This window comes from Paraburkholderia sp. DHOC27, assembly GCF_003429005.1.
Taxonomy (GTDB): domain Bacteria; phylum Pseudomonadota; class Gammaproteobacteria; order Burkholderiales; family Burkholderiaceae; genus Paraburkholderia.
This window is the reverse complement of record NZ_QVQV01000006.1, coordinates 479740-503508: the sequence shown is the minus strand read 5'-3', so window position 1 is coordinate 503508 and position 23769 is coordinate 479740. Positions and strand designations below refer to the sequence as shown.

The following is a 23769-nucleotide window of genomic DNA, read 5'->3' as shown; positions in this document are numbered from 1 at the left end:
TCTGAACGACACCACCTCGGGCAGCGCCCTTAACCGTTCCCCACGGTCTCCGACAAGCGCTTCAGCGTCGCGACCCGCGCGCCGATGATGTCCACCCGGCCGCGTTCGTCGGTCACCGCGCTGGCGGCTTCGAGGTACGCCGACCACGCGCGTTGCGCCTTCACCAGCGTCGGGCGTGCATGCGCCGGCAGCCGCGTCTGCAACCGGTGGTAATAACGGTTCATGTCGAAAGTTGCGTGTTCGCACTGTGCGTCCGCACTGCACGGTCGCAAGCGCGCTGGCGCACTCGTGGCGGCGCCGGCGCCAGCGTTGGCGAGCGCACTGCGCAGCGACAGCGTGCGGTCACGCACGGGCTGTAACTGCATATCCGCCTCGGTCAGTTCATTCGAGCTGCCGTGGGTGGTATCGAACACGGCGTCGTAGAGCGTCCACTGCGCGGTGCGTGAGGTCTCCCAGCGCTTTTGGCTTTCTTCCCACGCCTTGCGCTGCGCGGCCGGCAGCTTGCCCTGCAACTGCTGGTACGCCACGTTGCCGGCGGCCAGCCAACCGAGCCGCGCCATCTGCATGCATTGCACCTGCCCCGCCGTCGACGACATGTCGCCGCGCGCGAGGCACGTGCGCATCGCGGCGTCGATGGGATCGGCGGCGGCGACTTCCGCGCGAGCGGCCACAGGCAGCACTGCGGTGGCCGCAGCCACCGTCAGCGTCAGGGCCGCGGCGCGCCACCACGCGCCGCGCGTCGGTTGCAGCGCCCTCATCGTCAGGCGCGTACGCAATCGACGAAGTACTCGATGCGCCCGTTGATCGTCTCGCCCACCAGCCCGTGGATATCCGTATGGAAGCCCGGGAAGCGCTCGTTGAACTCGCGCGCAAAGCGCAGGTAATTGACGATGGTCTTGTTGAAGCGCTCGCCCGGAATCAGCAGCGGAATGCCCGGCGGGTACGGCGTCAGCAGGATCGACGTCACACGGCCTTCGAGTTCGTCGATAGGCACGCGGTCCACCTCGCGGTGCGCCAGCTTGGCAAACGCTTCCGACGGCTTCATGGCCGGCTCCATGCTCGACAGGTACATCTCGGTAGTGAGACGCGCGATGTCGTTGGCGCGGTAGACGCTATGGATCTGCTCGCACAGATCACGCAGGCCGATGCGCTCATACATGGGATGATGCGACACGAACTCCGGCAATACGCGCCACAGCGGCTGGTTGTTGTCGTAGTCGTCCTTGAACTGCTGCAACTCGGTGACCATCGAGTTCCAGCGGCCCTTGGTAATGCCGATCGTGAACATGATGAAGAACGAGTACAACCCGGTCTTCTCCACGATGATGCCGTGCTCGGCCAGATACTTCGTGACGATCGCCGCCGGAATGCCCGAGTCGCCGAAATCGCCGTCCACGTCGAGCCCCGGCGTGATGATCGTGGCCTTGATCGGGTCGAGCATGTTGAAGCCTTCCGCGAGCGGGCCGAAGCCGTGCCAGCGGTCGTTCGGACGCAGCATCCAGTCTTCACGCGAGCCGATGCCTTCGTCGGCCAGCTCTTCCGGGCCCCAGACCTTGAAGAACCACTCGTCGCCGTATTCGGCATCCACCTTACGCATGGCGCGGCGGAAGTCCAGCGCTTCGGCGATCGACTCCTCTACCAGCGCGGTGCCGCCCGGCGGCTCCATCATCGCCGCAGCCACGTCGCACGACGCGATGATTGCGTACTGCGGGCTGGTGGACGTATGCATCAGATACGCCTCATTGAAGCGGTGCTTGTCGAACGTGCTGTTCTCGGAGTCCTGCACGACGATCTGCGAAGCCTGCGAAATGCCGGCCAGCAGCTTGTGCGTGGAGTGCGTGGCGAACACCAGCGCGCCGGTACGCGGACGCCCCGCGCCAATGGCGTGCATGTCCTGATAGAACTCGTGAAACTCGGCGTGCGGCAACCAGGCTTCGTCGAAGTGCAGCGTGTCAAGCAGATCGCCGAGCAGGTCCTTGATCATTTCGACGTTGTAGATCACGCCGTCGTACGTGCTTTGCGTGATGGTCAGAATGCGTGGCTTCAGATTCGGGTTTTTCTCCAGCGCCTCACGCGCGAACGGGTTCGCCTCGATCTTCTTGCGAATGTTTTCCGGCTTGAACTCGTCGCGCGGAATCGGCCCGATGATGCCGAAGTTGTTGCGCGTGGGGGTGAGGAACACCGGAATGGCGCCCGTCATCGTGATGGCGTGCAGGATCGACTTGTGGCAATTGCGGTCCACCAGCACGATGTCGCCCGGCGCAACCGTGGCATGCCAGACGATCTTGTTCGAGGTCGAGGTGCCGTTGGTGACGAAGAACAGATGATCGGCGCTGAAGATGCGCGCGGCGTTGCGCTCCGAGGCCGCCACCGGACCCGTGTGGTCGAGCAGCTGGCCGAGTTCGTCGACAGCGTTACACACGTCGGCGCGCAGCATGTTTTCACCGAAGAACTGGTGGAACATCTGGCCCAGCGGGTTCTTCAGGAACGCTACGCCACCCGAGTGACCCGGGCAGTGCCACGAATACGAACCTTCGTCCGCGTATTGCACCAGTTCCTTGAAGAACGGCGGCGCGAGCGAGTCCAGATAGACCTTCGCCTCACGGATGATGTGACGCGCCACGAACTCCGGCGTGTCCTCGAACATGTGAATGAAGCCGTGCAGCTCACGCAGGATGTCGTTGGGCAGGTGGCGCGACGTGCGCGTTTCGCCGTACAGGAAGATCGGGATGTCCGCATTGCGGCGCCGCACCGCCTCGACGAACGCACGCAGATCGACGATGGCCGCGGCCAGCTCCGGCGTCTCGCCTTCCACCAGCACGTTGTCGGAGTACGGCAGCAGCTCGTCGTCGTCGATCGACAGGATGAAGCACGACGCACGGCTCGACTGCTGCGCAAAGGAGGTCAGATCGCCATAGCTCGTCAGCCCGAGCACTTCCGCGCCTTCTTTCTCGATTGCTTCAGCGAGAGCCCGGATGCCAGAACCCGAGATGTTCTCGGAGCGGAAATCTTCGTCAATGATGACGACGGGAAAACGAAACTTCATGGGCGATTCTCCAAAAGGAACGACCGCTGTCTTCTTTGGTAAAGAGCAGCGGTCACCTGTATTGCCGGGTGGGTCAGTGCGCTGCGAGCGTCACGTTTTGGGCAACGTCACGCCGTGCTGACCTTGATATTTGCCGCCGCGATCCGCGTACGACGTTTCACAGATTTCGTCGCTTTCGAAAAACAGCACCTGGGCGACGCCTTCGTTCGCATAGATTTTGGCAGGCAAAGGTGTCGTATTTGAGAATTCCAGCGTCACGTGCCCTTCCCACTCGGGTTCGAACGGCGTGACGTTGACGATGATGCCGCAGCGCGCGTAGGTCGATTTGCCCAGGCACACCGTCAGCACGCTGCGCGGAATGCGGAAATACTCCACGGTGCGCGCCAGCGCGAACGAGTTCGGCGGAATGATGCAGACGTCGCCCTTGAAATCGACAAACGATTTCTCATCGAAGTTCTTCGGATCGACGATGGTCGAATTGATGTTCGTGAAGATCTTGAATTCGTCGGCGCAGCGAATGTCGTAGCCGTAGCTCGACGTGCCGTAGCTGACGATCTTCCGGCCGTCCTCGGAGACCCGCACCTGATCGGGCGCAAACGGCTCGATCATGTTGTGCGACTCGGCCATACGGCGGATCCACTTGTCGGATTTGATGGTCATAGTTAAACGCTGCTTGCCGGGTAAAGGCGGTGAATTCGGGTTGACGCCCGGCCAGGGGCCGCGGAGCCGCGTGCTGCCGGACGAAAGGCGCTTATTTTACGCGATCAGCGCGAAGCTGCCGCAATTGCTGTAAACGGGATTGCCACCGGCGGCAGGGGGCTGGTTTCTGCCGGGTATGAGCGGCGTGGCGACTACGCTGGATCGAAACTCAAGTGGTGACCTTGGACGCTGCTGCAGCGCAGCAGAACATCCGGGCGCTGCGGTGTCTCGCAGTGGCGCTGGCGCCCGCCGGCAGACAGGCGCGCCGCCAGCTTCGCAGACGTCACTGATGAATCACACCGCAGGCGAGCGGAGCACCGGCGCCGTGCTGCGGCCATGCATACGGGTCGGAGGCATCACGATGCAGCAGCACCGAGCGCTGCAATACGGAGCGGATGCCGTCGAGCGAGACGTCCGGCGCGACGATGAAGCCGGTGGCAACGCCATTCGAATCCGCGTGGATGTTGCCGAGATCGCCTTCGACGCGCGCGCCGGCCTTCAGATGTTCGGCAGCCGGCGCGAACACGGCACCCGCGCTCGAACCATCCGTGGAATTGCAGTCGCCGCGCTCGTGCACCTGCAGTGCGTGATCGCTATCGGGCGGCAAGCCGGCAATGTTGTAAGTGACCTGCACGCCATCCGAACGCTCGATGAAAGTCACGAGGCCGCGCGCCTGGCTTCCGACCGCCGGCAACAGCTGTACCTCGGCGCGTTTCTCCTGTGGTCTCAGGAATGCAGTGCAGCCGCATAACAGCAGACTGCTGGCAGCCAGGACGATGAACGCATGCACCGCCTGTCCGTCGATTGTTTTTCCCATGCGATCCTCTTGTCGACCGCCGGCCGCCCCTGCGACCTCCGAGCCGAACCTGATGAAGTCGACATGATACCGCGAGCGGAGGCCCGTCCAACCCCTTCCGCCCGCCTTCCGAAGCGTTGTTCAGGTGTTCTGGACAACGATATTCGGAAACTTCGAGGTCATGTCGCGAGCACGCTCGGCAATATGGATCGCAACCCTGCGGGCAATGGTGCGGTAAATCTCCGCAATCCGCCCGTCGGGATCGGCGACCACCGTGGGCTGGCCGGAGTCGGCCTGCACGCGGATGGCGATGTCGAGCGGCAGGCTGCCCAGCACCTCGACGCCATATTCCTTGGCCATCCGCTCGCCGCCGCCCGCGCCGAAGATATGCTCTTCGTGGCCGCAGTTCGAGCAGATATGCATGCTCATGTTTTCGACGATGCCGAGAATCGGAATGCCGACCTTCTCGAACATCTTGAGCCCCTTCTTCGCGTCGAGCAGCGCGATGTCCTGCGGCGTCGTGACGATCACCGCGCCCGTCACCGGCACGCGCTGCGAAAGCGTCAACTGAATGTCACCGGTGCCCGGCGGCATGTCGACGATCAGGTAGTCAAGATCTTGCCAGTTGGTCTGCCGCAGCAGTTGCTCGAGCGCGGAAGTGGCCATCGGACCGCGCCAGACCATTGGGTTGTCCTGCTCGATCAGGAAGCCGATCGAGTTGGCCTGCATGCCGTGGCCCTGCATCGGATTCATCGACTGACCGTCCGGTGACTCCGGACGACCTTCGATGCCGAGCATCATCGGCAGCGACGGCCCGTAGATGTCGGCATCCAGCACGCCCACCGACGCGCCTTCGCTCGCCAGCGCGAGCGCCAGATTCACGGCCGTGGTGCTCTTGCCCACACCGCCCTTGCCCGATGCCACCGCGATGATGTTCTTCACGTTCGGCAACAGTCTCACGCCGCGTTGCACGGTGTGCGCCGCAATCTGCTGCGACACCTGCACGCGCGCCTCGGCGACGCCCGGCACGGCGCGCAGCGCGTCGCCCACCTGTTGCCCAATCGCTTCAAACTGCCGTTTGGCCGGATAGCCGAGTACCACTTCGACGCTAACCGTGGCACCATCGACGACGATGTTCTTGAGGCTCTTCGCGGCCGCGAACGGGCGGCCCGTGTTGGGGTCGACGACGTTCGCGAGGGCGGCGTCGACCAATGCCCGATCAATGCTCATTGACACTCCGTGGGGAACACTTGCGGCGCGGCAGAATCGAAATGTCGGCCGCTCGCCGGAAATTGAAAAAAATTGTTATGCGGCATTGCAGAAATTCGCACTGCCGTGCACCCTTCCGCAGCAGCAAACCGTAAGGTGCGTCACGCGGCATGTTTCAGCCATCATTGTAGTGGTTGGTGTCGTGCGCTGCGTGAAGACCCTGTTTCACTGTCAGAGCAGACAGATCGGTTCGTAAAGAAGGTTCCGCGGAGTCGGTTGAAGTGCGCATCACGCAAGTCGACCCCGCTCAATAAACAAGAGAGGATTCACAATGAATGCAAAAGTCATGACTCGCCTGGCCGTTTTCGCTGTCGCTGGCTCCCTGCTGGCAGGCTGCGCAACCCAGCAAGGTACGAACACCGCGGTTGGCACCGGCGTCGGTGCGGGCACGGGTGCAGCGCTCGGCGCGATCTTCGGTGGCGGCAAGGGTGCGGCCATCGGCGCGGGCGTGGGCGCAGCGGTAGGCGGCATCACCGGCTACAACTGGCAGAACATCCACAACAAGCTGTCGGGCGCCACCCAGGGCACCGGCACGCAGATCACCGAGCAGCCGGACGGCTCGCTCAAGCTGAACATCCCGAGTTCGGTCACGTTCGACACGAACAGCTACGCGATCAAGCCGTCGTTCGCGCCGGTGCTCGACCAGTTGGCGCAAACGCTCCAGCAGAATCCTGAAGTGATCGCCCAGGTGGTGGGTTACACGGACAGCACCGGTTCGGCTCAGTACAACCAGACCTTGTCGGTCAACCGCGCGCAAAGCGTGACGGGCTACCTCGGCCAGCGCGGCATCAATCCGCAGCGCCTGTCGGCACAAGGCATGGGCCAGAACAATCCGGTGGCTGACAACAACACCGAAGCGGGCCGCGCTGCGAACCGCCGCGTGGAAATCTACCTGCGCGCTACCGCGCAACACGCTGGCTAAGCACGAACTGGCAGGAGCAATGGTGTGAAGTGAGGGTCGGAGGGCTGCGTGCCCTTCGACCTGGCGGCGGGAAAATATGCGGCGTGCGTCTGGTAACTGAGTGGTAACCGTCTGGGTAACCGACCAGCTGAGTGCTCGGCAACCGCCCGACAGCGCGCAGCGAACGATTCGAAAAATTTTTCGAACTCTCTCGAAATTCCGCTGTCCATCTTTACGGTACGTGGCTGGTTATGCCGCCGCGGCACCATTCTCCTCTTGTCGTTGTTGCTCCGGGGCCCATAGCCCCGGTTTTTTTTGGTGCCGGTTCAGCGCACCAACCGGTAGAGTCCCCGCTCCGCTGGGCATCACCCCAAGTGTCATCCAGACATCACAAAGCGCGCATGCGGCATCCCGCCCGGCGTTGCCGCCCCTGCTAGAATCGAAGTTTCGTCTCTTCGCCAGCCCTCAGATACCCTATGTCAGCACCCGCAACCGGTCTTTCCGCAGGCGCGCCGTCCGGCCGTCGCCAGATCCTCGTCACGTCGGCCCTTCCGTATGCGAATGGGCAAATCCATATTGGCCATCTGGTCGAATATATCCAGACGGACATCTGGGTCCGCACGCTGCGAATGCACGGTCACGAGGTGTATTACGTCGGTGCTGATGACACACACGGCACGCCGATCATGCTGCGCGCGGAACAGGAAGGCATTACGCCGAAGCAGCTGATCGACCGTGTCTGGCAGGAACATAAGCGCGACTTCGACAGCTTCGGCATCTCCTTCGACAACTACTATTCAACCGACTCCGATGAGAATCGCGAGCTGAGCGAATCCGTCTATACCGCCTTGCAGGCCGCCGGCCTGATCGAGGCGCGCGATATCGAACAGGCGTACGACCCGGTCAAGGAAATGTTCCTGCCGGACCGCTTCATCAAGGGTGAATGCCCGAAGTGCGGCGCCAAAGACCAGTACGGCGATAGCTGCGAAGTGTGCGGTTCGACCTATCAGCCTACCGATCTGATCAACCCGTATTCGGTGGTATCGGGCGCCACGCCGATCCGCAAGACCTCGACGCACTATTTCTTCCGTCTGTCGGATCCGCGTTGCGAGAACTTCCTGCGTGACTGGGTGGGCGGTCTCGCTCAGCCGGAAGCCACCAACAAGATGCGCGAGTGGCTCGGCGACGCCGGCGAGGCACGTCTGGCCGACTGGGATATCTCGCGCGACGCGCCGTACTTCGGCTTCGAGATTCCGGGCGCGCCGGGCAAGTACTTCTATGTCTGGCTGGACGCGCCGGTCGGCTACTACGCGAGCTTCAAGAATCTCGCGGCAAAGCGCGGCATCGACTTCGACGCCTTCGTGCGCAAGGGGTCGACGACCGAGCAGTACCACTTCATCGGCAAGGATATTCTGTACTTCCACACGCTGTTCTGGCCGGCCATGCTCGAGTTCTCGGGTCATCGCACGCCGACCAACGTGTTCGCGCACGGCTTCCTCACGGTGGACGGCGCGAAGATGTCCAAGTCGCGCGGCACGTTCATCACCGCCAAAAGCGTGATCGACACCGGCCTGAATCCGGAGTGGCTGCGTTACTACTTCGCGGCCAAGCTCAACAGCACGATGGAAGACCTCGACCTGAACCTCGACGACTTCCAGGCGCGCGTGAACAGCGACCTCGTCGGCAAGTACGTGAACATCGCGAGCCGTGCGGCAGGTTTCCTGATCAAGCGTTTCGAGGGCCGCGTGCAGGACAGCGCCATGCATCACCCGCTGCTCGACACGCTGCGGGCGGCGATTCCGCAAATTGCGGCCAACTACGAGGCACGCGAATACAACCGCGCGCTGCGTCAGACGATGGAGCTGGCCGACGCGGTGAACGCTTACGTCGACACCGCCAAGCCGTGGGATCAGGCAAAAGATCCGGCTAACGCGGTTGCGTTGCATGAAACCTGTAGCGTGAGCGTCGAGGCGTTCCGTCTGCTCTCGCTCGCCTTGAAGCCGGTGCTGCCGCAACTGGCCGAAGCGGTCGAAGCGTTCCTCGCCATCGAGCCGCTCAAGTGGTCCGATGCGACGGTGCCGTTGAGTGCCGGGCGTCCAATCAACGCGTACAAGCATTTGATGACCCGTGTCGATCCGAAGCAGATCGAAGCATTGCTCGCCGCCAACCGCGACTCGTTGCAGGCGACGAATACGACTCCCGCTGTCACCGCGGACGCCAAGGCCAAAGCGAAGGCAAAAGTCGCTGCCGCCGCCGATAGCAGCGATGACGCAACCGGCATCATCTCGATCGACGATTTCGCCAGGATCGACTTGCGGATCGCGAAGATCGTCGACTGCCGCGCTGTCGAAGGGTCGGACAAGCTGCTGCAACTGACGCTCGACGTCGGCGAGGAGAAAACCCGCAATGTGTTTTCCGGCATCAAGTCGGCTTATCAACCGGAGCAACTGGTCGGCAAGCTCACGGTGATGGTGGCGAATCTCGCGCCGCGCAAGATGAAGTTCGGCCTCTCCGAAGGGATGGTACTGGCGGCCTCGGCAGCCGACGAGAAGGCCGAGCCGGGCATTTACGTGCTGGAGCCGGACAGCGGCGCGAAGCCGGGCATGCGCGTGAAGTAAGTTCGCTAGCCGTCCTCGGAGCGGCGCTCGCAGCAAAACAAAAAGCACGTCTTGCGACGTGCTTTTTGCTTGTTGGGCGCTCGTTTCAGACCATGCTTTGCATGGCTAGCTGCCCGCCTGGTCCGTCGCCGGATCCTTTGATTTCCCAAACCACGGCCATTTGTTGAAGCGCCGGGTATAGAACAGATTCATCCCTTGGAAGGTTCCGCCATACGCCACCACCGACCAGTAGCGCGTGAGGTTGATGGTTGCCTTGATCGCGTTGTCCGCCGACTGCAAGCCCTGCTCGTAACCCAGCACCAGCCACTGGTTGATCGCCTTCGACACCATCACCACCTGGGGATCCGTCAGCCCCACGTCGCTGGTGCCGATCGAGAATTCGTCGAGCCCGAAAGTCTGCGCAATGCGCTTGCCCTGCGTGTTGCCGAGCAACGCGAGCGCGGTCGTCATGGCGCTTTGCTGACCGAGGTTGTTGCCCTGGTCGGTGCCGTGACCGAACAGCAGCCAGGACAGCTTTTCGTTGTCCGGCACGGACGGCTCCGAGACGAGCTTGGCGACCGGCGCATTCACAGTGCCGGTGACCTGCACGCCCGCTTCGACCTGCTGATTGCGCCGCATGGCGAGAATGTTGATACCCGGATTGGCGACCGGTCCGTTGAACGTGAAGAAGCCATTCTCGATGTTCAGCTTACGGCCAAACGCCGTGTAGGTCGATCCCTGCGTGATGCGCACATTGCCCACTGCGCGCAGCGGCGCGTCAGGCGCGCTGAGCGCCGTGATCGTGCCCGTCAGGCCGAGGTCCGCCCCCTGGCCACGGAAACGGAAGTCGTTGCCCAGGTCGATGTCGATGCTCGCGTGCGGCGAGAAGCGGCTGGCCGGCTTGTTGCCGGCAATCACGCCGGGCTTCTCTTCGCCGGGCACGGTGCCATTGGGACGCATCACCACCACGTCGTCGCCGAGCGCGGGCGCTGCCTGCTCGGGCATGTCGAAGAGCGCGTGATCCACGGTGAATTTGCCGTTGATGTTCATCGCGCCGAGATGACCGCCGTTGGCCACTGTCGCGCTGCCCGAGAGCGACAGCTTGCGGTCGGGCGAGGCGAACAGCTCGAGCTTGTCGGCCACGATGCTCGCCGTCAGATCGGGCTCGGCGCCGTCGAGCCGCACCTGCCCGGTTGCGCGCAGCGTGCCGTCCGCGCCGTGGAACTCGACCTGCTGGAAGTCGACCAGGTTTTCCGACAGCGCGATACGGATCACGCCATCCTTCAACTGGATGCCCTGATCGACCACCGTCACCGACAAGCCGTCGCCCAGCAGCGAGCCCGACAGGTTCGGTTTGGCCACCGTGCCGCCGAGCGCGAGCTTGAGCGCGAGATGACCGTCGAGCATGTAGCCCGGCCCGAACAGGCCGCCGGTCGTCTTGAGCGAAGGCATGCTGGCGTTGATGTTGCCCGTCACCGGTGCCTCGTCGTTGACGGTGAGCACGCCGTCGTTCATCGCGAGCGTGGTGTGGGCGTCGGCGTCGATCACGCCGATCCGGCTCGCCTGCGCGTGGACCGTCGCGTTCAGACGGTTGCCCCCACTGAAGTCGGCGCGCGCCGACAGCGCCGTGATGCCCATCGACGCCAGTCCATTGCCAATTTCCACCGTCACGTCTCCGCCGCGCCGCTTCAACTGGATGTGCCCGGTGGCCGTTTTGCCGAGCGAGAAATCCCAGTCGCCGTCGAACACCAGATCGGTTTTCACGGGTGGCGGTTCGCCAGTGAACTCCTGTCGCAGGGCCATCAGACGCGTCACCGACACGTCGGTCAAGCTGCCGGCGGACTGGATGCTGCCGTGATCCAGCGCAAACGACTTGAGATCGAGCACCGCACCTTCCAGCGTGAGGCGCGTCGCCCCCAGCGTCACCCGGTTGGCGCCCGCGCTGATGGTGAGCGGCGATTCGAGATTGAGCGCGGGTGTGCCGCGATTCTGCAACTGCGTGACGGTGCCGTCCCAGCGCGTGCCGGCGGGGGTGTCCGAGAGGCGGCCGTTGGCGGCGAGCGCGAGGTCGAGCGGCCGCTGATACAGCGTGCCGACCGCCTGCGCCTGCAGCGTGTGGTGGGCCCGCGTGCCGTTCAGACGGGCGCTTAGCGTCGACAGCTCGACGCCATTCGTGCTCAGGTCGCGGGCATCGGTGGTGAACACCAGCGCGCCGTTGGCGCCGTCGCGCAACTCGGCGTGGCCGTCCGCGTGACCCAGCCGGGTCGCGCCGAACACGACGCTGTCGGCCTTGTAGTTCAGCGTGACGTTCGGGTGTGCAATCGAGCCTGTCACGTCGCCGTCCGCTCCGACCTGGCCAGCCAGACCGAAACCGAGGCGGTCGAGTTGCGGCGCGTCGGCGTGAAAGCGCAGCCGGTCGCCCGGCGCGCCAAAGCTGCCTTGCAAATCTACCTGGTTGCCCGCGACTTGCAGGCTGACGTGGCTCGGCAGAATCCGCGTGCCCGCTAGCTGGATGACGCCGCTGCCGGTCATGGGCAGGTTGTCGTAGACGCTGTCGCCCAGCTTGAACTCGGCCTTGGTGGTGAACGTCGGACCCAGCACCCCGGCCGCGGTGATGGTGGCGGTGACGCGCGCCTGAATGTTGGGCGAGGCGGGGCTAGCGGTCGCCGGGCGTTTCGCTGGTGTGACGGGAGGGCGAGGACGGCCTTTGGCGGTGGATCTGGTTGCGCTGTTTGAGGCGGTCGTGATGTTTGCGGCGCTGGTTCCACTTGCCGGGTTTGCGGCACTTGCCGAGCCTGCGGCGTTTGAGTTGTTCGTCGCGTTGGTAGTGCTCGCCGTACTTGTCTCGTTCGTCGCGTCTGCCGCGCTAGCACCGTTGATGCCCTTCGTGGCGTTCAAAGCACTCACGGCACTCACGGCACTCGCACCGTTCGCCGTACCTGCGACCTTGGCTGCTTTCGCAGCGTCGGTCGTTTTCGCGGCATTCGAGGTGTCGGCGACGTTCGCCGTGCGCCCGGTGTTCGCAGAACTGGCCGCGCTCGCGACCTCATTGCCTCTTGCAGACTTCGCGCCCTTCGCGCCCTTCGCTGGCGTGCGCGCCAGCGTCTGCGCGGTCAAACTGAGCGGGTCGAAATCGGTCAGTTGTGCTTTCAGATTGTAGGTGGAACTCGCGTCGTGCTTGATGGCGCCCGACAGATCAATACGGCCACGCCCCGAGGTAATCCTGACATCGCTGAAGCTCATGCGCGCCGGATCGAACGTCACCTTGCCCTGCGCCCGCAAAGCGGCCTTGGGGTCGGCGAGATCGAGCGTGATGCTCTGCACGTCGTCGGTGAGACGAATGCCGATGGGGCCCGCGAGCTGGGTCGGCCGCACGCTCGCTTCGAGCGCATTCAGGTCGAGCCCGGCCACGTGCAGATCGAGTTGGCCGCGCTTGCCAGAGATACTGCCCGCCCCGGTGACGGTGGCGTTCTTGATCAGTCGCAGGTTCAGATTCGAGACGCTCTGGGCGTGGGCGTCGAGCCGAACGTCGGCATGCGCTTCGATCAACGGCAGCAGGTGCGCGTCGATGGCACCCGGTTTTGCGTTGACGATCGACACCTGTCCGGCAACCACAAAGCCAGCCGCCGACTTCGCGGAGGCTGTAGCCGTCGTGGCCTGATCTGCTTTCCCCGCCGCGCTACTGGCCGCGCTGGTCACAGCACTCGCAGTTGCCTCGGTCTGACTCGCCGTGCTTCTCGAAGCGCCTGCGTCGACCGTCGTCCCATTTGCCGTAAAGGTCGACGCCCCCGCAGCGACCACCGTCCCGCTCGCCGCAGACGCGGAAACACCCGCGTTGACCGCAACCCCACTCGCCGCAGACGCCGAAGCCCCCGCCGCCGCCGCGCCACCCGCGCCACTCGCCCCACCCGCCGTCACTGGCTGCAACTCAGCCCGCACCGCCAGATCGGCGAGCGGCGCGCCCGGCGCGAAGGCTTGCGGGTTGATGTGATCGAAGGTCAGCGTCGCGCGCTGCAAGGGCACCTCGGAGAACGGCGTCGCCTCGACCCGTGCGTGTCCGGCGAGCTTCATGCCGCTCGCGTCGACCTCGGCGATCAGCGTTTCGAGCGTGCCGCTCAGTCGGCCGCTGGCCTGCACCGGTTCCGCGTTGACCTTGCCCTCGTAGCCAAAATCGCCTGTCAGCGGGAACGGCCGCACGCCATCCAGCTTCGCCGACGCTGTCACCGAACCAAACGGCGTATCGAGCTGGTCGATGGCGGCTTCGTGGTGCTGGCCATCGCTGCGCCCGTGGAAAACGAAGTGCGAATATTCCGCCGTCGAGCCGCCCTGACGCAGCAGCAAGCGGTCTACCTTCACGTCGCGAATGTCGATCTGCATCGGCAGACGCAACTCTTTCGGCAAGCTCATCGGCCCGCTGCTGCTCGATGACGACGAGCCCACGCGCGCGTCGACCGTGCCGACGTACAGATAGTCGATCACGAAGCGCCACGGGTGTCCGCTCACCGCCCAGCGCCCGTCTACCCGGTCGACCTTGATGTCGGTGCCGCTGCCGTCGAGGCTGCGCCACTCCACGTCGCGCAACTGCAGGCCGTTGGCCAGCGCGCCGCTTGCGAGCGTACCCGCGAGCCGGCCGCCCAGCAGCTTGACCGCCGTCTGCCACGCATAGGCGGTGCCGCGCTCGGTCGCGACCACGCCGTACAACGCGCCCGCTGCGAGGGCGACGAGCAGCACCGGCACGCCCATCGCCCACGCCAGCGCCATCCACAGCCGATGCTTGCGGCGTGGCGGCGGCGGTGGCGTCTCGGCGCCACCCGGCGTGGCATCGCCGGGCGGCTGCGGGGGAGGCGTGGCGGAAGAATCCGTCGTCATACTCGGGCCATGCGAATCAATATGTAAAAGCGATCAAGGCAGTAAGACCATCAGAAGGCGATACCCAGCGTCAGGTAAGGCCGAATGTCCTTGTTGCGAATCCCGTAGGCGAGGTCGACATTCACCGGCCCCACCGGACTACGCCAGCGCGCACCAAACCCTACGCCGGGGAAAAACTCTTTCTCGCCCCATGTGTCAGTGGCGGTGCCGATGTCGAAGAACACGGCGCCGCCCCAATCGTGGGTGAACCAATGCTGGTATTCGCTCGTCGCGGTGATCAGGTATTTGGTCGGCAACACCGAGCCATCGACGCTGTTCCCCAAGCTCTCATAGCTGTAGCCGCGCACCGAGTTCGAACCGCCCGCGCGGAACAGCAGCGAGGCCGGAATGCCGGTCGTGCCGCCCGAGGTGAACACGCCGCCCAGTTCGGCGCGGAACAGCACGAGGTCGGCCTTGCCGATCGGGAAGTACTGCTGACCACGGGCGTAGAGGCGCCCAAAGGTTTGATCCGTGGCGATGCCCTTGATGGCAAAGCCCGCTTCCACGTGGACCAGGTTGCCGGAGCGAGGAAACAGCGGATCGTCGGTATTGCGGCGCGTCCATGACCAGGCCGGCACGATGGCATGGGCGGTGATCGGTCCGACAGCATTCTGGTCGAGCCGGTCGTCGTAATAGAACAGCGAATAGCCGTAGTCGAGGTACTGCGAGGTACGGGTGGTCTGCACGCCACCGCGGAAACTGTAGATGCGGGTGTCGGACACATTGGTGGTGCTGTAGGAGGCCAGCACGCTGTTGGTCCATGCGCGCGGCCCGGGTGGCATGGACAACTGGATCTGCCCGAACTGCTCGATCTGGTCGATCCGGCCGCCCACCGTAAACGGATAAGCCTTGCCGAAGGTATTCAGATACGAGTAGTTGCCCTGCACCTGCGGGCCGGTATCCGTGGCATAGCCCACGCCGCCGCGAATGCTGTTGTAGGGATATTCGCTGACCTTCACCCGCACCGGGGTTTCGAGCGGCTTGTTGGGATCATCGCCCACGTCGATGGCAACACTCGCGTAGTAAGGCGTGTTCTGCAACTGACGCTGCAGTTCGGCCACCCGCTGAACGTCGTAGATGGCGCCGAGCGAAATCGGATTGACGTTCTCGACGATCTGCGCGGGATAGCGCTTGGTGCCGGTGATTTCCAGCGCGCCCATCGTGAAGGTCGGGCCGCTCTCGAAAGTGACCGAGAGCTTCGCCTCATGCGTACGCGGATCGACCAGCGCGCGCGATTGCGAAATCTTCGCGGCCACGTAGCGGCGCGATTGCAGTGCCTTGAGGGCCGCGTTTTTCGCGTCGTCCCAGCCGGACTGCGAGAACGGATCGCCTTCATGTAACGAGAAGGCAAAGCGCGTGGCATTTTCCTGCGCCGGATCTTCGGTCAACACCGGACCGTTGAATGACAGCGAAATGGAAGAAATCGTGGTCTGCGGCCCGGGATCGACGCTCACCGTGACGACTTTCTTGCCGTCCACCGTGCGGACATCGGTGCGCACCACGGGTGAAAAATAACCGGCCGTCGAAGTCAGGTCGCGCACCTGCTGCGGCGTAGCGGTAACGAGAAAGCCAAACTGGTCGTCGCTGATATCGTCGCGTTTGGCGAAGCGCGCAATATCCAGATGCTCTTCCAGCAGCTTGCGCACCGAACGCGGCTCGCTCTGGATCTCCACCTTGTAGGCCGCGCGCGCCTCACCCGCGCTGAACGCCAAAACAAAAAATGCGCAAAAGGCGACGAGGACAAACGTGAGACAGGCGCGTAACTGTGCGGCGGCCGCCGGTGCATGACGGGCGGCGCGGCACGGGCAAGGAGAACGAGATGAGCAGGCTGAGCAGGACCCCGCGCGGGAGCGGCATGAACGACTTGAACAACACGAGCGGCACGAACAGAGACGCGCGCTGTCGTCGCGCTGTCCATCCTGTTTGCCGCGCCGTTTCTGCGCCACTTCGATCGCACACCCCGCCAAACAGGACCTCCGCGGCCGTTGTTGATGAATGATTGCCACTGCGGCCACCGCGGCGGCCCTGAAGCTCGCTATTTGACCACATAGAAGCCGCAACGAGACGATCTCACAATTGTTGTACGCAGCTTCGCGGCACCTCTCGGTCTTGCGTCTGCCCCCGCCTTCTGTTCCCCGGGTTGGGTCAACCGGCTCGACCCGGGAGCCCGCCACCCTGGACGCACCCACCGCAGCAAAGTTCCGCGAGTTTTCGTCTACCGTCGACGCTTGCTGTAAAATTATGGACAACGCTAGCGGCAGCGCTGCCGCCACTTCTCTATCACGGACGTTGAGCCATGTATCAATCGGACATCACGCAGTTCCTGAATCAGTTGAAGCAACAAAAGCCCAGCCTCGAGGCGGAACAGCGCCGCGGCCGGTCGCTCCTGTGGGACAAGCAGCCCATCGACCTCGAAGAGCGTGCCGAGCAGCAAGCCTCCCGCGTGCAACAGACTCCCTACCAGTACTACCAGAACTTCTAAGCGTGACCACCGCAGACGAGGCCCGCGCCGCACAGGCGCAGCCCGACGCCGCGCTCGCCGCGCCCACTACCGATTCGACGCCTGACACCGTCGACGGTATCGCGTTCGCGCGCCTGTACGGCGAGCCGCTGTTCAAGCTGCCAACGGATCTGTACATCCCGCCGGACGCGCTGGAAGTCTTCCTCGAAACGTTCGAAGGTCCGCTGGATCTGTTGCTGTACCTGATCCGCAAGCAGAACTTCAACGTGCTCGACATCCCGATGGCGGACGTCACCACGCAATATCTGGGTTACGTCGAGCAATTGCGGCAGACCAATCTGGAGCTGGCCTCCGAGTATCTGTTGATGGCCGCGATGCTGATCGAGATCAAATCGCGCATGCTGCTGCCGGTCAAGAAGGCCGACACCGGCGAGGAAGCCGAAGATCCGCGCGCCGAACTCGTGCGCCGCCTGCTCGAATACGAGCAGATGAAGCTCGCGGCGCAGCGCATCGATCACCTGCCGCAACTCGGCCGCGATTTTTTGCGCGCCGACGTCTACATCGAGCAGAGCATCACGCCGCGCTTTCCTGACGTGAACAGCGAAGACCTGCGCTCTGCCTGGGCCGATGTCATCAAACGGGCCAAGCTCGTGCAGCATCACCGCATTTCGCGCGAGGAACTGTCGGTGCGCGAGCATATGAGCGTGATCCTGCGGCGTCTGCAAAACAGCCGCTTCATGGAGTTCTCGGAACTCTTCGACGTGACGCGCGGCGTCCCCGTCGTGGTGGTGAACTTCATCGCCATGCTTGAATTGTCGCGGGAATCGCTGATCGAGATTACCCAGGCCGAGCCCTTCGCGCCGATTTACGTGCGGCTCGCTTATCTGCCTGCGTGAGTGGTCTGGGTTGCCGGTCTGGGTTGCCACCCTGAACGGCCTCTCTAAGTTATCTGCCTGAACGGCGCCAGCCCGCACGAGTCGAACCGGCAAAGCTTGCCGGCATGAGCACGAATTCACCGCCTCGCCGTCGATGCCCTCCCCGGTACAGCAGCGTGCAGCATCAACGCGTGAAATTCCGCCCAGCGGAACGAGCGGGGATGCCCCCGTTACACCGCTTGCGCAAATCCACTACAATCCCGCGCTCCGAACCTGTCTTTACCGGCACGGGCGCCCCGGCATGAAATCCAGTCGTTTTCTGCCGATCAGGCCCCGCGCCGCGCGAGGGAAACCGTCCGATCATGAAAGTCATCAGCTCGATTCACGAATTGCGCGACCAGTTGCGCGGCCAGAACCGCACTGCGTTCGTCCCGACCATGGGCAACCTGCACGAAGGCCACCTGTCGCTGATGCGCCTTGCGCGCCAGCACGGCGACCCGGTGGTAGCGAGCATTTTCGTCAACCGCCTGCAGTTCGGGCCGAACGAAGACTTCGACAAATACCCGCGCACGCTCGAAGCCGACATTGAGAAGCTGCAAAAAGAAAACGTTTACGTGCTGTTCGCGCCCACCGAGCGCGATCTCTACCCGGAGCCGCAGCAGTACCGTGTGCACCCGCCGCACGATCTGGGCGACATCCTCGAAGGCGAATTCCGCCCCGGCTTTTTCCAGGGCGTCTGCACGGTGGTGATGAAACTGATGTCGTGCGTGCAGCCGCGCGTGGCCGTGTTCGGCAAGAAGGACTATCAGCAACTGATGATCGTGCGTCAGATGTGTCATCAGTTCGCGCTGCCCACCGAGATCGTCGCCGCCGAAACCGTGCGCGACACGGACGGCCTCGCGCTCAGCTCGCGCAACCGCTATCTGCAGGCCGCCGAGCGCGCCGAGGCGCCGCGCCTTGCCGCCGAGCTGAACCGGGTGCGTGACGCCGTGCTGGCTGGCAACCGCGATTTCGCCGCCATCGAACGCGAGGCCATGACAGCGCTCAGCGCGCGCGGCTGGCAACCGGACTACATCGCGATCCGCAAGCGCGTCGATCTGCTGCCGCCCACGGCGCAGGACACCGAGACGCCGCTCGTCGTGCTGGCCGCGGCCAAGCTGGGCGCCACACGTCTGATCGATAACCTCGAAATCTGAAGCCGCCGGCGCCGCTGCGGCGCCCCGGTCGCGGTCAGGAATAACCGGAATCAGGGAAGGGGCCGCCACGGGCCCCAAGGAAAGTCATGCAACGTCATATGCTGAAGTCGAAGATCCATCGCGTCGCCGTCACGCACTGCGAACTGCACTACGAAGGCTCGTGCGCGATCGACGAGGACCTGCTGGAAGCCGCGAATATCGTCGAAAACGAACGTATCGACATCTGGAACATCAACAACGGCGAGCGCTTCTCCACCTACGCCATCAAGGGCGAGCGCGGCAGCGGCATGATCTCGCTGAACGGCTCGGCGGCGCGGCGCGCCCAACTGGGCGACCTCGTCATCATCGCGGCCTTCGCCAACGTGGACGAGTCCGAACTGAAGGCGGGCTGGAAGCCGGATCTGGTGTTCGTGGACGAGAACAACCGCATCAAGGGCAGCCGCGACCACGTCCCGACGCAAAGCTGGACCTGAGGGATTCGGGGCCTTCAGGGGCTCTCGTCGGAGCTTGCGGCGTTCCATCAGACGCCGTTCGAAAACGCCTGATGCTCAAGCCTTAGGCTTGGCCTCCACCCATTCGAGAATGGGTTGCCACTGCTCCAGATCCTTCTCGACCCGGCTCTTCGCCACGTCCCACAGCGTCAGCCCGTGCGCTGCAAGCTGAACGTAATTTTGCGTGTCACGCAGAAAGCCCAGCACCGGCAGCTTCAGGCCTTCGACGAAGCGGTGCAGTTGCTCAGCCGAGCGCGTGCGCGAATCCACCCGCATGCCCACCACGCCGACTTCGATACTGCCTTTGCGCACCGCCTTCTCCTTGGCGAGCCGTTCGAGGAATTCCTGGGTGGCGAGAATATCGAACAGGGACGGCTGGAGCGGCACGATCACCTTGTCCGCCAGATCCAGCGCAATGCCGAGCCGGTTGCCGTGCAGGCCGGCGGGTGTGTCGATGACGGCATGTTCGAGTCCCTTGGGCGGCTTCGCGGGCGACTCCATATCCAACTCCCAGGCTTCGATCGGCGCCAGCGTGGCAGGCCGCAGATCGAGCCACGCGTGGGCCGACTGCTGCTTGTCCAGGTCTGCGAGCGCGACCCACTCGCCCGCCGCCGCGAAATACCCGGCCAGGTTGGTCGACAGCGTGCTCTTGCCCACGCCGCCCTTCGGATTGGCCACCACGATTACCGTCATGAATACTCCAGGGAAGAAGACTGGCGCCGCCAGCCGGTTTGCCTCGTCCAGTCGGAGGTTACGACGACCCCTTCGGTCCAGCCGTTGATAATATCGACAAATTCAATTCGGTCGAAGCCCCTGAACGGCTATTTGACGTTTGGCACTTACAAAATTTCACCAAAAACATCATGAGCACACTGCGGACTGAGTACTCCATCGAACGCCTGCACGAGCGGCAGCAAGGCAAGCTGCCCGAATTGCTGGGCGTGCATATCATCGCGCTCGAACAGGGCACGCTGACGGCCGAACTGACCGTGCGCGCGGAGTTGCTGGCGCCCAACGGCTTCCTGCATGCGGCCACCGTGATCGGCCTAGCGGACACGGCCTGCGGCTATGCCTGCCTCGCCCACTTGCCGGAGACGGCGCGCAATTTCACCACCGTCGAGCTGAAGAGCAACTTTCTCGGCACCTGCACCGAAGGCACGATCCGGGCCGTCGCCAAGGGTGTCCATCTGGGGCGCAGCACGCAGGTGTGGGATGCGACCGTCACGGCACCGGACGGCAAGACGATCGCGCTGTTCCGGTGTACGCAGATGGTGTTGTACTGATCGCGAGCGCGATTACTGCGCCGGCGGGCATGCCGTTGAGCGCGCTGTCTCAGCGGATCGCGCCCAGCAGACGCGGCAGGTCCAGATGTTCAGCGAGCGTGTCGGCGAGGCGGTCGAGCGACGCCTCACGCAGCGCCGGATAGTCGACCGGCTCGGCCTCACGCAGGCCCGCCCAGGCTAGCAGCGCTGCGCAGGCGGCGGGCGTGTCGAACAGCCCGTGAACGTAGGTGGCGAGAAGCTGGCCATCGGCCGAGCGCGCGCCGTCTGGGCGCTCGCCAGCTTCCGTGGCGAGCTGGAGCGCAGGCGTCGCGAGTGCCGCGCCTGCCGTTTCGCCCATGTGAATCTCGTAGCCCGCCACTTCGGCGTCTCCCCACGCCAATCGACCGCGGACGTTTTTCAGCGTTTTCTCGCGCGTCAGCGTGGTCGCGAAGTCCAGCCAGCCGAAACCGGCGACGCTGCCCGGCACCCCTTCCACGCCATGCGGGTCGGCAACTTCGCGGCCCAGCATCTGCATTCCGCCACAAATGCCCATCACCTTGCCGCCATAGCGCAGATGACGCTGTAACACGCCCTCCCAGCCCTGCGCGCGCAGAAACGCCAGATCCCCTTGCACGTTCTTCGAGCCGGGCAGGATGATCAGGTCCGCAGCGGGCGGCGGCGTGCCGCTGCGCACGTAGTGAAAGTCCACTTGAGGATGCGAGCGCAACGGGTCGAAGTCCGTGTGATTGCTGATGTGCGGCAGAACCGGCACCACCACGCGCAACGTCCTGCCTTCCGCGACGCCCGCCGCCGTTGCCGCATGCAACTGGGGCGGCAGCATGTCTTCGGCATCGAGCGTCAGGCCATGCAGATACGGCACCACGCCGAGAACCGGCTTGCCGGTCTGTGCTTCCAGCCAGTCCAGCCCCGGTTGGAGCAGGCTGAGATCGCCGCGAAACCGGTTGATGATGAAGCCCGCAACGCGCGCCTGCTCGCTCGTCGACAGACACGCCAACGTGCCGGTCAGATGCGCGAACACCCCGCCGCGATCAATATCGGCGACCAGCACGACCGGGCAATCCACCGCTTCCGCAAAGCCCATGTTGGCGATGTCACGATCACGCAGATTGATTTCCGCCGGGCTGCCCGCGCCTTCCACGAACACGGTGTCATAGCCCGCACGCAACCGCGCGTAGGACGCCAGCACGGCTTCGAAGGCCAGCGGTTTGTAGTCGTGATAGGCCCGCGCATCGAGATTGAAGTGCGCCTTGCCGTGGATGATCACCTGGGCGCCGCGATCGCTGGTCGGCTTGAGCAGCACCGGGTTGAAGTCGGTGTGCGGCGCGACGCCCGCCGCTACCGCCTGCAGCGCCTGGGCGCGACCGATCTCGCCACCGTCCACCGTCACGGCGCTGTTGAGCGCCATGTTCTGCGGCTTGAACGGCGCGACCCGCACGCCGGCGCGGCGGGCCAGTCGGCACAGACCGGCGACGAGCGTGCTCTTGCCGGCATCGGAGGTGGTCCCCTGGATCATGAGCGCGCCGCGCGGCACGCGCACGGCCGCGGGCGGATTCGAAGTGGTCACGGAGCGTGGCTGGGCCAGTAGCAGGAAGCCGGCATTATCCCATCGCTTGCCCTTGCCCTTGCCCTTGCCCTTGCCCTTGCCCTTCGCCGTGCACTTGCGCCGCCCACTCGTAGCACACACCAGTGCCAACGCGCCGCCGCGCAGCGTGCCGGTACAATCATGCGATGATTTCCCGCGACCTCACCTTCGTGCTCGGCGGCGCGCGCTCCGGCAAGAGCGCGCATGCCGAGCGCCTCGCCAGCGACAGCGCGCAGTCCGTCACGTACATCGCCACCGCGCGCATGGCGGACGACGCGGAGTTCGCCGCGCGCATCGCGCATCATCGCGAACGGCGCCCCGCTCACTGGCAACTCCGTGAAGAACCGCTGGATCTGGCCGGTGCACTCGCCAGCGTCGACGCGCCAGGGCATTGCGTCCTGATCGACTGTCTGACGCTGTGGCTCGCCAATCTGCTCTGCCCGCCCGACGGCAGCGCGCCCGACGCCGACTATCCCGCGCGCCTCGCTGCGTTCGAAACAGCGCTGGGCGCGGCGACGGGCAAAGTGATCGTCGTCAGCAACGAAATCGGCCTCGGCGTGGTGCCGCTCGGCGCCGCGACGCGCCTCTACGTCGACACACTCGGCAGGCTCAATCAACGGGTCGCGGCATTGTGTCCGCAGGTCACGATGATGGTTGCGGGTCTGCCGCTCGTGCTCAAGCCTGCGAACCGCTAATCGCCCCCGTGACGCCTATGACGACAGCCACGCTGACGCTTCCCCTGATCGCGACGCTCGCCACCGCCGGTGTGGCGATCGACCGCTGGCTCGGCGAACCGCGTAGCGCGCATCCACTGGTCGCATTCGGCAAACTGGCGCAACAACTCGAAACGCAGTTAAACACCGGGCGACGCGGCCGCCTGCTAGGGCTGCTCGCGTGGGCACTCGCCGTACTGCCGCCCGTGCTGGTCGCGGCATGGCTGGTTGCCGTGTTGCCGTTCGTGCTGGCGTGTGCGTTGCACGTCGCGCTGCTGTGGTTCGCCCTCGGCGCGCGTAGCCTCGACGATCACATCGCGCCCATCGCGCGTGCTCTTGCGCAACGCAATCTGGTGGAAGCGCGCTTGCTGACGGCACGCATCGTGTCGCGCGAAACGACGCATGCGGACGAGGCCGCGCTGTCACGCGCAGCTGTCGAATCCGCACTCGAAAACGGCAACGACGCGATCTTCGGCGCGCTCTTCTGGTTTGCGATAGCGGGTGGCCCAGGCGCGCTGGCGTTTCGCCTCGCCAACACGCTCGACGCCATGTGGGGCTATCGCACGCCGCGCTATCTGCGCTTCGGCTGGGCTGCGGCGCGCATCGACGACGTGCTCAACTGGATCCCCGCGCGTCTGACAGCGACGAGCTATGCGCTGCTTGGCGACACCCGCACGGCGTGGCGCTGCTGGCGCGAGCAGGCGCCGCGCTGGGACAGTCCCAACGCCGGGCCGGTGATGGCCTCGGGCGCGGGCAGTCTCAACGTGATGCTAGGCGGGCCCGCGGTCTATCACGGCGAACTCGAAGTGCGTCCGATGCTCGGTGCAGGTGAGCCGGCGCGCGCCGGGCATGTGCTGGCCGCGCTACAACTGGTGCAACGCACGGTGTTTCTGTGGCTCGCCGTGTTGATCGTGCTCGCGTTGCTGAGCGTGCCCTTGCAAAGCTGATCGAC

General features: G+C 64.4%; 18 protein-coding genes. 9 read left to right on the top strand and 9 right to left on the bottom strand.

From position 1 onward, the window contains the following. Positions 1 to 29: 29 nt before the first annotated feature. From D0B32_RS20925 to apbC, 5 genes are all read right to left on the bottom strand, one after another. A complete protein-coding gene (locus tag D0B32_RS20925; protein WP_117336177.1) occupies positions 30 to 758 on the bottom strand; it encodes a lysozyme inhibitor LprI family protein in 729 nt (242 codons plus the stop codon). A gap of 2 nt (positions 759 to 760) precedes the next feature. After that, complete coding sequence (locus D0B32_RS20920) at positions 761 to 3046, bottom strand: arginine/lysine/ornithine decarboxylase (RefSeq protein ID WP_117336176.1); 2286 nt, start codon at positions 3044 to 3046, stop codon at positions 761 to 763. 90 nt (positions 3047 to 3136) lie between these two features. Further along, complete coding sequence (gene dcd, locus D0B32_RS20915) at positions 3137 to 3706, bottom strand: dCTP deaminase (RefSeq protein ID WP_028200499.1); 570 nt, start codon at positions 3704 to 3706, stop codon at positions 3137 to 3139. A gap of 322 nt (positions 3707 to 4028) precedes the next feature. After that, positions 4029 to 4562: a superoxide dismutase family protein gene (locus tag D0B32_RS20910; RefSeq protein WP_117336175.1), complete on the bottom strand. Its 534-nt coding sequence runs from the start codon at positions 4560 to 4562 to the stop codon at positions 4029 to 4031. A gap of 120 nt (positions 4563 to 4682) precedes the next feature. Then, the gene (gene apbC, locus D0B32_RS20905) at positions 4683 to 5771 is read right to left on the bottom strand and encodes an iron-sulfur cluster carrier protein ApbC (protein WP_117336174.1); all 1089 of its coding nucleotides are present in this window, start codon (positions 5769 to 5771) and stop codon (positions 4683 to 4685) included. A 310-nt stretch (positions 5772 to 6081) separates the two neighbouring features. Here apbC and D0B32_RS20900 point away from each other — a divergent pair, with 310 nt between their 5' ends. Next, complete coding sequence (locus D0B32_RS20900) at positions 6082 to 6732, top strand: OmpA family protein (RefSeq protein WP_117336173.1); 651 nt, start codon at positions 6082 to 6084, stop codon at positions 6730 to 6732. Positions 6733 to 7187: 455 nt separating this feature from the next. Further along, positions 7188 to 9329: a methionine--tRNA ligase gene (gene metG, locus D0B32_RS20895; protein ID WP_117336172.1), complete on the top strand. Its 2142-nt coding sequence runs from the start codon at positions 7188 to 7190 to the stop codon at positions 9327 to 9329. A 105-nt stretch (positions 9330 to 9434) separates the two neighbouring features. Here the strand turns inward: metG and D0B32_RS32980 are convergent, their stop codons facing one another. After that, positions 9435 to 14177 carry a translocation/assembly module TamB domain-containing protein gene (locus tag D0B32_RS32980; protein WP_259295079.1) on the bottom strand — a complete coding sequence of 1581 codons (4743 nt, stop codon included), beginning with the start codon at positions 14175 to 14177 and terminating at the stop codon, positions 9435 to 9437. A 50-nt stretch (positions 14178 to 14227) separates the two neighbouring features. Then, entirely contained in the window at positions 14228 to 16183 is a 1956-nt protein-coding gene (locus D0B32_RS20880; protein WP_404935570.1) for an autotransporter assembly complex family protein, read from the bottom strand. 329 nt (positions 16184 to 16512) lie between these two features. Here D0B32_RS20880 and D0B32_RS20875 point away from each other — a divergent pair, with 329 nt between their 5' ends. The 4 genes from D0B32_RS20875 (at position 16513) to panD (ending at position 19221) form a co-directional block, all read left to right on the top strand. Continuing rightward, on the top strand, positions 16513 to 16698 hold the full coding sequence (locus tag D0B32_RS20875) for a DUF3460 family protein (RefSeq protein ID WP_117336170.1): 186 nt from the start codon (positions 16513 to 16515) through the stop codon (positions 16696 to 16698). 2 nt (positions 16699 to 16700) lie between these two features. Then, positions 16701 to 17573 (top strand): ScpA family protein, encoded by an 873-nt coding sequence (locus D0B32_RS20870; protein ID WP_117336169.1) that lies wholly within the window; start codon positions 16701 to 16703, stop codon positions 17571 to 17573. A 341-nt stretch (positions 17574 to 17914) separates the two neighbouring features. Then, positions 17915 to 18748, top strand: a complete 834-nt coding sequence (gene panC, locus D0B32_RS20865; RefSeq protein WP_117336168.1) for a pantoate--beta-alanine ligase — start codon at positions 17915 to 17917, stop codon at positions 18746 to 18748. An 86-nt stretch (positions 18749 to 18834) separates the two neighbouring features. After that, the gene (panD, locus tag D0B32_RS20860; RefSeq protein ID WP_117336167.1) at positions 18835 to 19221 is read left to right on the top strand and encodes an aspartate 1-decarboxylase; all 387 of its coding nucleotides are present in this window, start codon (positions 18835 to 18837) and stop codon (positions 19219 to 19221) included. Between the two features lie 75 nt (positions 19222 to 19296). Here panD and D0B32_RS20855 read toward each other — a convergent pair whose 3' ends face one another. Next, a complete protein-coding gene (locus D0B32_RS20855; protein ID WP_117336166.1) occupies positions 19297 to 19932 on the bottom strand; it encodes a ParA family protein in 636 nt (211 codons plus the stop codon). Positions 19933 to 20102: 170 nt separating this feature from the next. On the opposite strand from D0B32_RS20855, the gene D0B32_RS20850 reads away from it, so the two are divergent. Next, complete coding sequence (locus D0B32_RS20850) at positions 20103 to 20522, top strand: PaaI family thioesterase (RefSeq protein WP_117336165.1); 420 nt, start codon at positions 20103 to 20105, stop codon at positions 20520 to 20522. Between the two features lie 49 nt (positions 20523 to 20571). Here D0B32_RS20850 and D0B32_RS20845 read toward each other — a convergent pair whose 3' ends face one another. Then, entirely contained in the window at positions 20572 to 22035 is a 1464-nt protein-coding gene (locus D0B32_RS20845; RefSeq protein ID WP_117336326.1) for a cobyric acid synthase, read from the bottom strand. Between the two features lie 215 nt (positions 22036 to 22250). On the opposite strand from D0B32_RS20845, the gene cobU reads away from it, so the two are divergent. Together cobU and cbiB are read left to right on the top strand one after the other, a co-directional pair. Next, positions 22251 to 22799 carry a bifunctional adenosylcobinamide kinase/adenosylcobinamide-phosphate guanylyltransferase gene (gene cobU / locus D0B32_RS20840; RefSeq protein ID WP_117336164.1) on the top strand — a complete coding sequence of 183 codons (549 nt, stop codon included), beginning with the start codon at positions 22251 to 22253 and terminating at the stop codon, positions 22797 to 22799. 17 nt (positions 22800 to 22816) lie between these two features. Next, positions 22817 to 23764: an adenosylcobinamide-phosphate synthase CbiB gene (cbiB, locus tag D0B32_RS20835; RefSeq protein ID WP_117336163.1), complete on the top strand. Its 948-nt coding sequence runs from the start codon at positions 22817 to 22819 to the stop codon at positions 23762 to 23764. The last annotated feature ends 5 nt before the right edge of the window (positions 23765 to 23769 follow it).

Coding starts and splice junctions, on each gene's coding strand:
- panD (WP_117336167.1), top strand. CDS start 18,835: ATGCAACGTCATATGCTGAAGTCGAAGATCCATCGCGTCGCCGTCACG.
- D0B32_RS20855 (WP_117336166.1), bottom strand. CDS start 19,932: ATGACGGTAATCGTGGTGGCCAATCCGAAGGGCGGCGTGGGCAAGAGC.
- D0B32_RS20875 (WP_117336170.1), top strand. CDS start 16,513: ATGTATCAATCGGACATCACGCAGTTCCTGAATCAGTTGAAGCAACAA.
- metG (WP_117336172.1), top strand. CDS start 7,188: ATGTCAGCACCCGCAACCGGTCTTTCCGCAGGCGCGCCGTCCGGCCGT.
- cobU (WP_117336164.1), top strand. CDS start 22,251: ATGATTTCCCGCGACCTCACCTTCGTGCTCGGCGGCGCGCGCTCCGGC.
- cbiB (WP_117336163.1), top strand. CDS start 22,817: ATGACGACAGCCACGCTGACGCTTCCCCTGATCGCGACGCTCGCCACC.
- D0B32_RS20910 (WP_117336175.1), bottom strand. CDS start 4,562: ATGGGAAAAACAATCGACGGACAGGCGGTGCATGCGTTCATCGTCCTG.
- D0B32_RS20900 (WP_117336173.1), top strand. CDS start 6,082: ATGAATGCAAAAGTCATGACTCGCCTGGCCGTTTTCGCTGTCGCTGGC.
- apbC (WP_117336174.1), bottom strand. CDS start 5,771: ATGAGCATTGATCGGGCATTGGTCGACGCCGCCCTCGCGAACGTCGTC.
- dcd (WP_028200499.1), bottom strand. CDS start 3,706: ATGACCATCAAATCCGACAAGTGGATCCGCCGTATGGCCGAGTCGCAC.
- D0B32_RS20850 (WP_117336165.1), top strand. CDS start 20,103: ATGAGCACACTGCGGACTGAGTACTCCATCGAACGCCTGCACGAGCGG.
- panC (WP_117336168.1), top strand. CDS start 17,915: ATGAAAGTCATCAGCTCGATTCACGAATTGCGCGACCAGTTGCGCGGC.
- D0B32_RS20920 (WP_117336176.1), bottom strand. CDS start 3,046: ATGAAGTTTCGTTTTCCCGTCGTCATCATTGACGAAGATTTCCGCTCC.
- D0B32_RS32980 (WP_259295079.1), bottom strand. CDS start 14,177: ATGACGACGGATTCTTCCGCCACGCCTCCCCCGCAGCCGCCCGGCGAT.
- D0B32_RS20845 (WP_117336326.1), bottom strand. CDS start 22,035: ATGATCCAGGGGACCACCTCCGATGCCGGCAAGAGCACGCTCGTCGCC.
- D0B32_RS20925 (WP_117336177.1), bottom strand. CDS start 758: ATGAGGGCGCTGCAACCGACGCGCGGCGCGTGGTGGCGCGCCGCGGCC.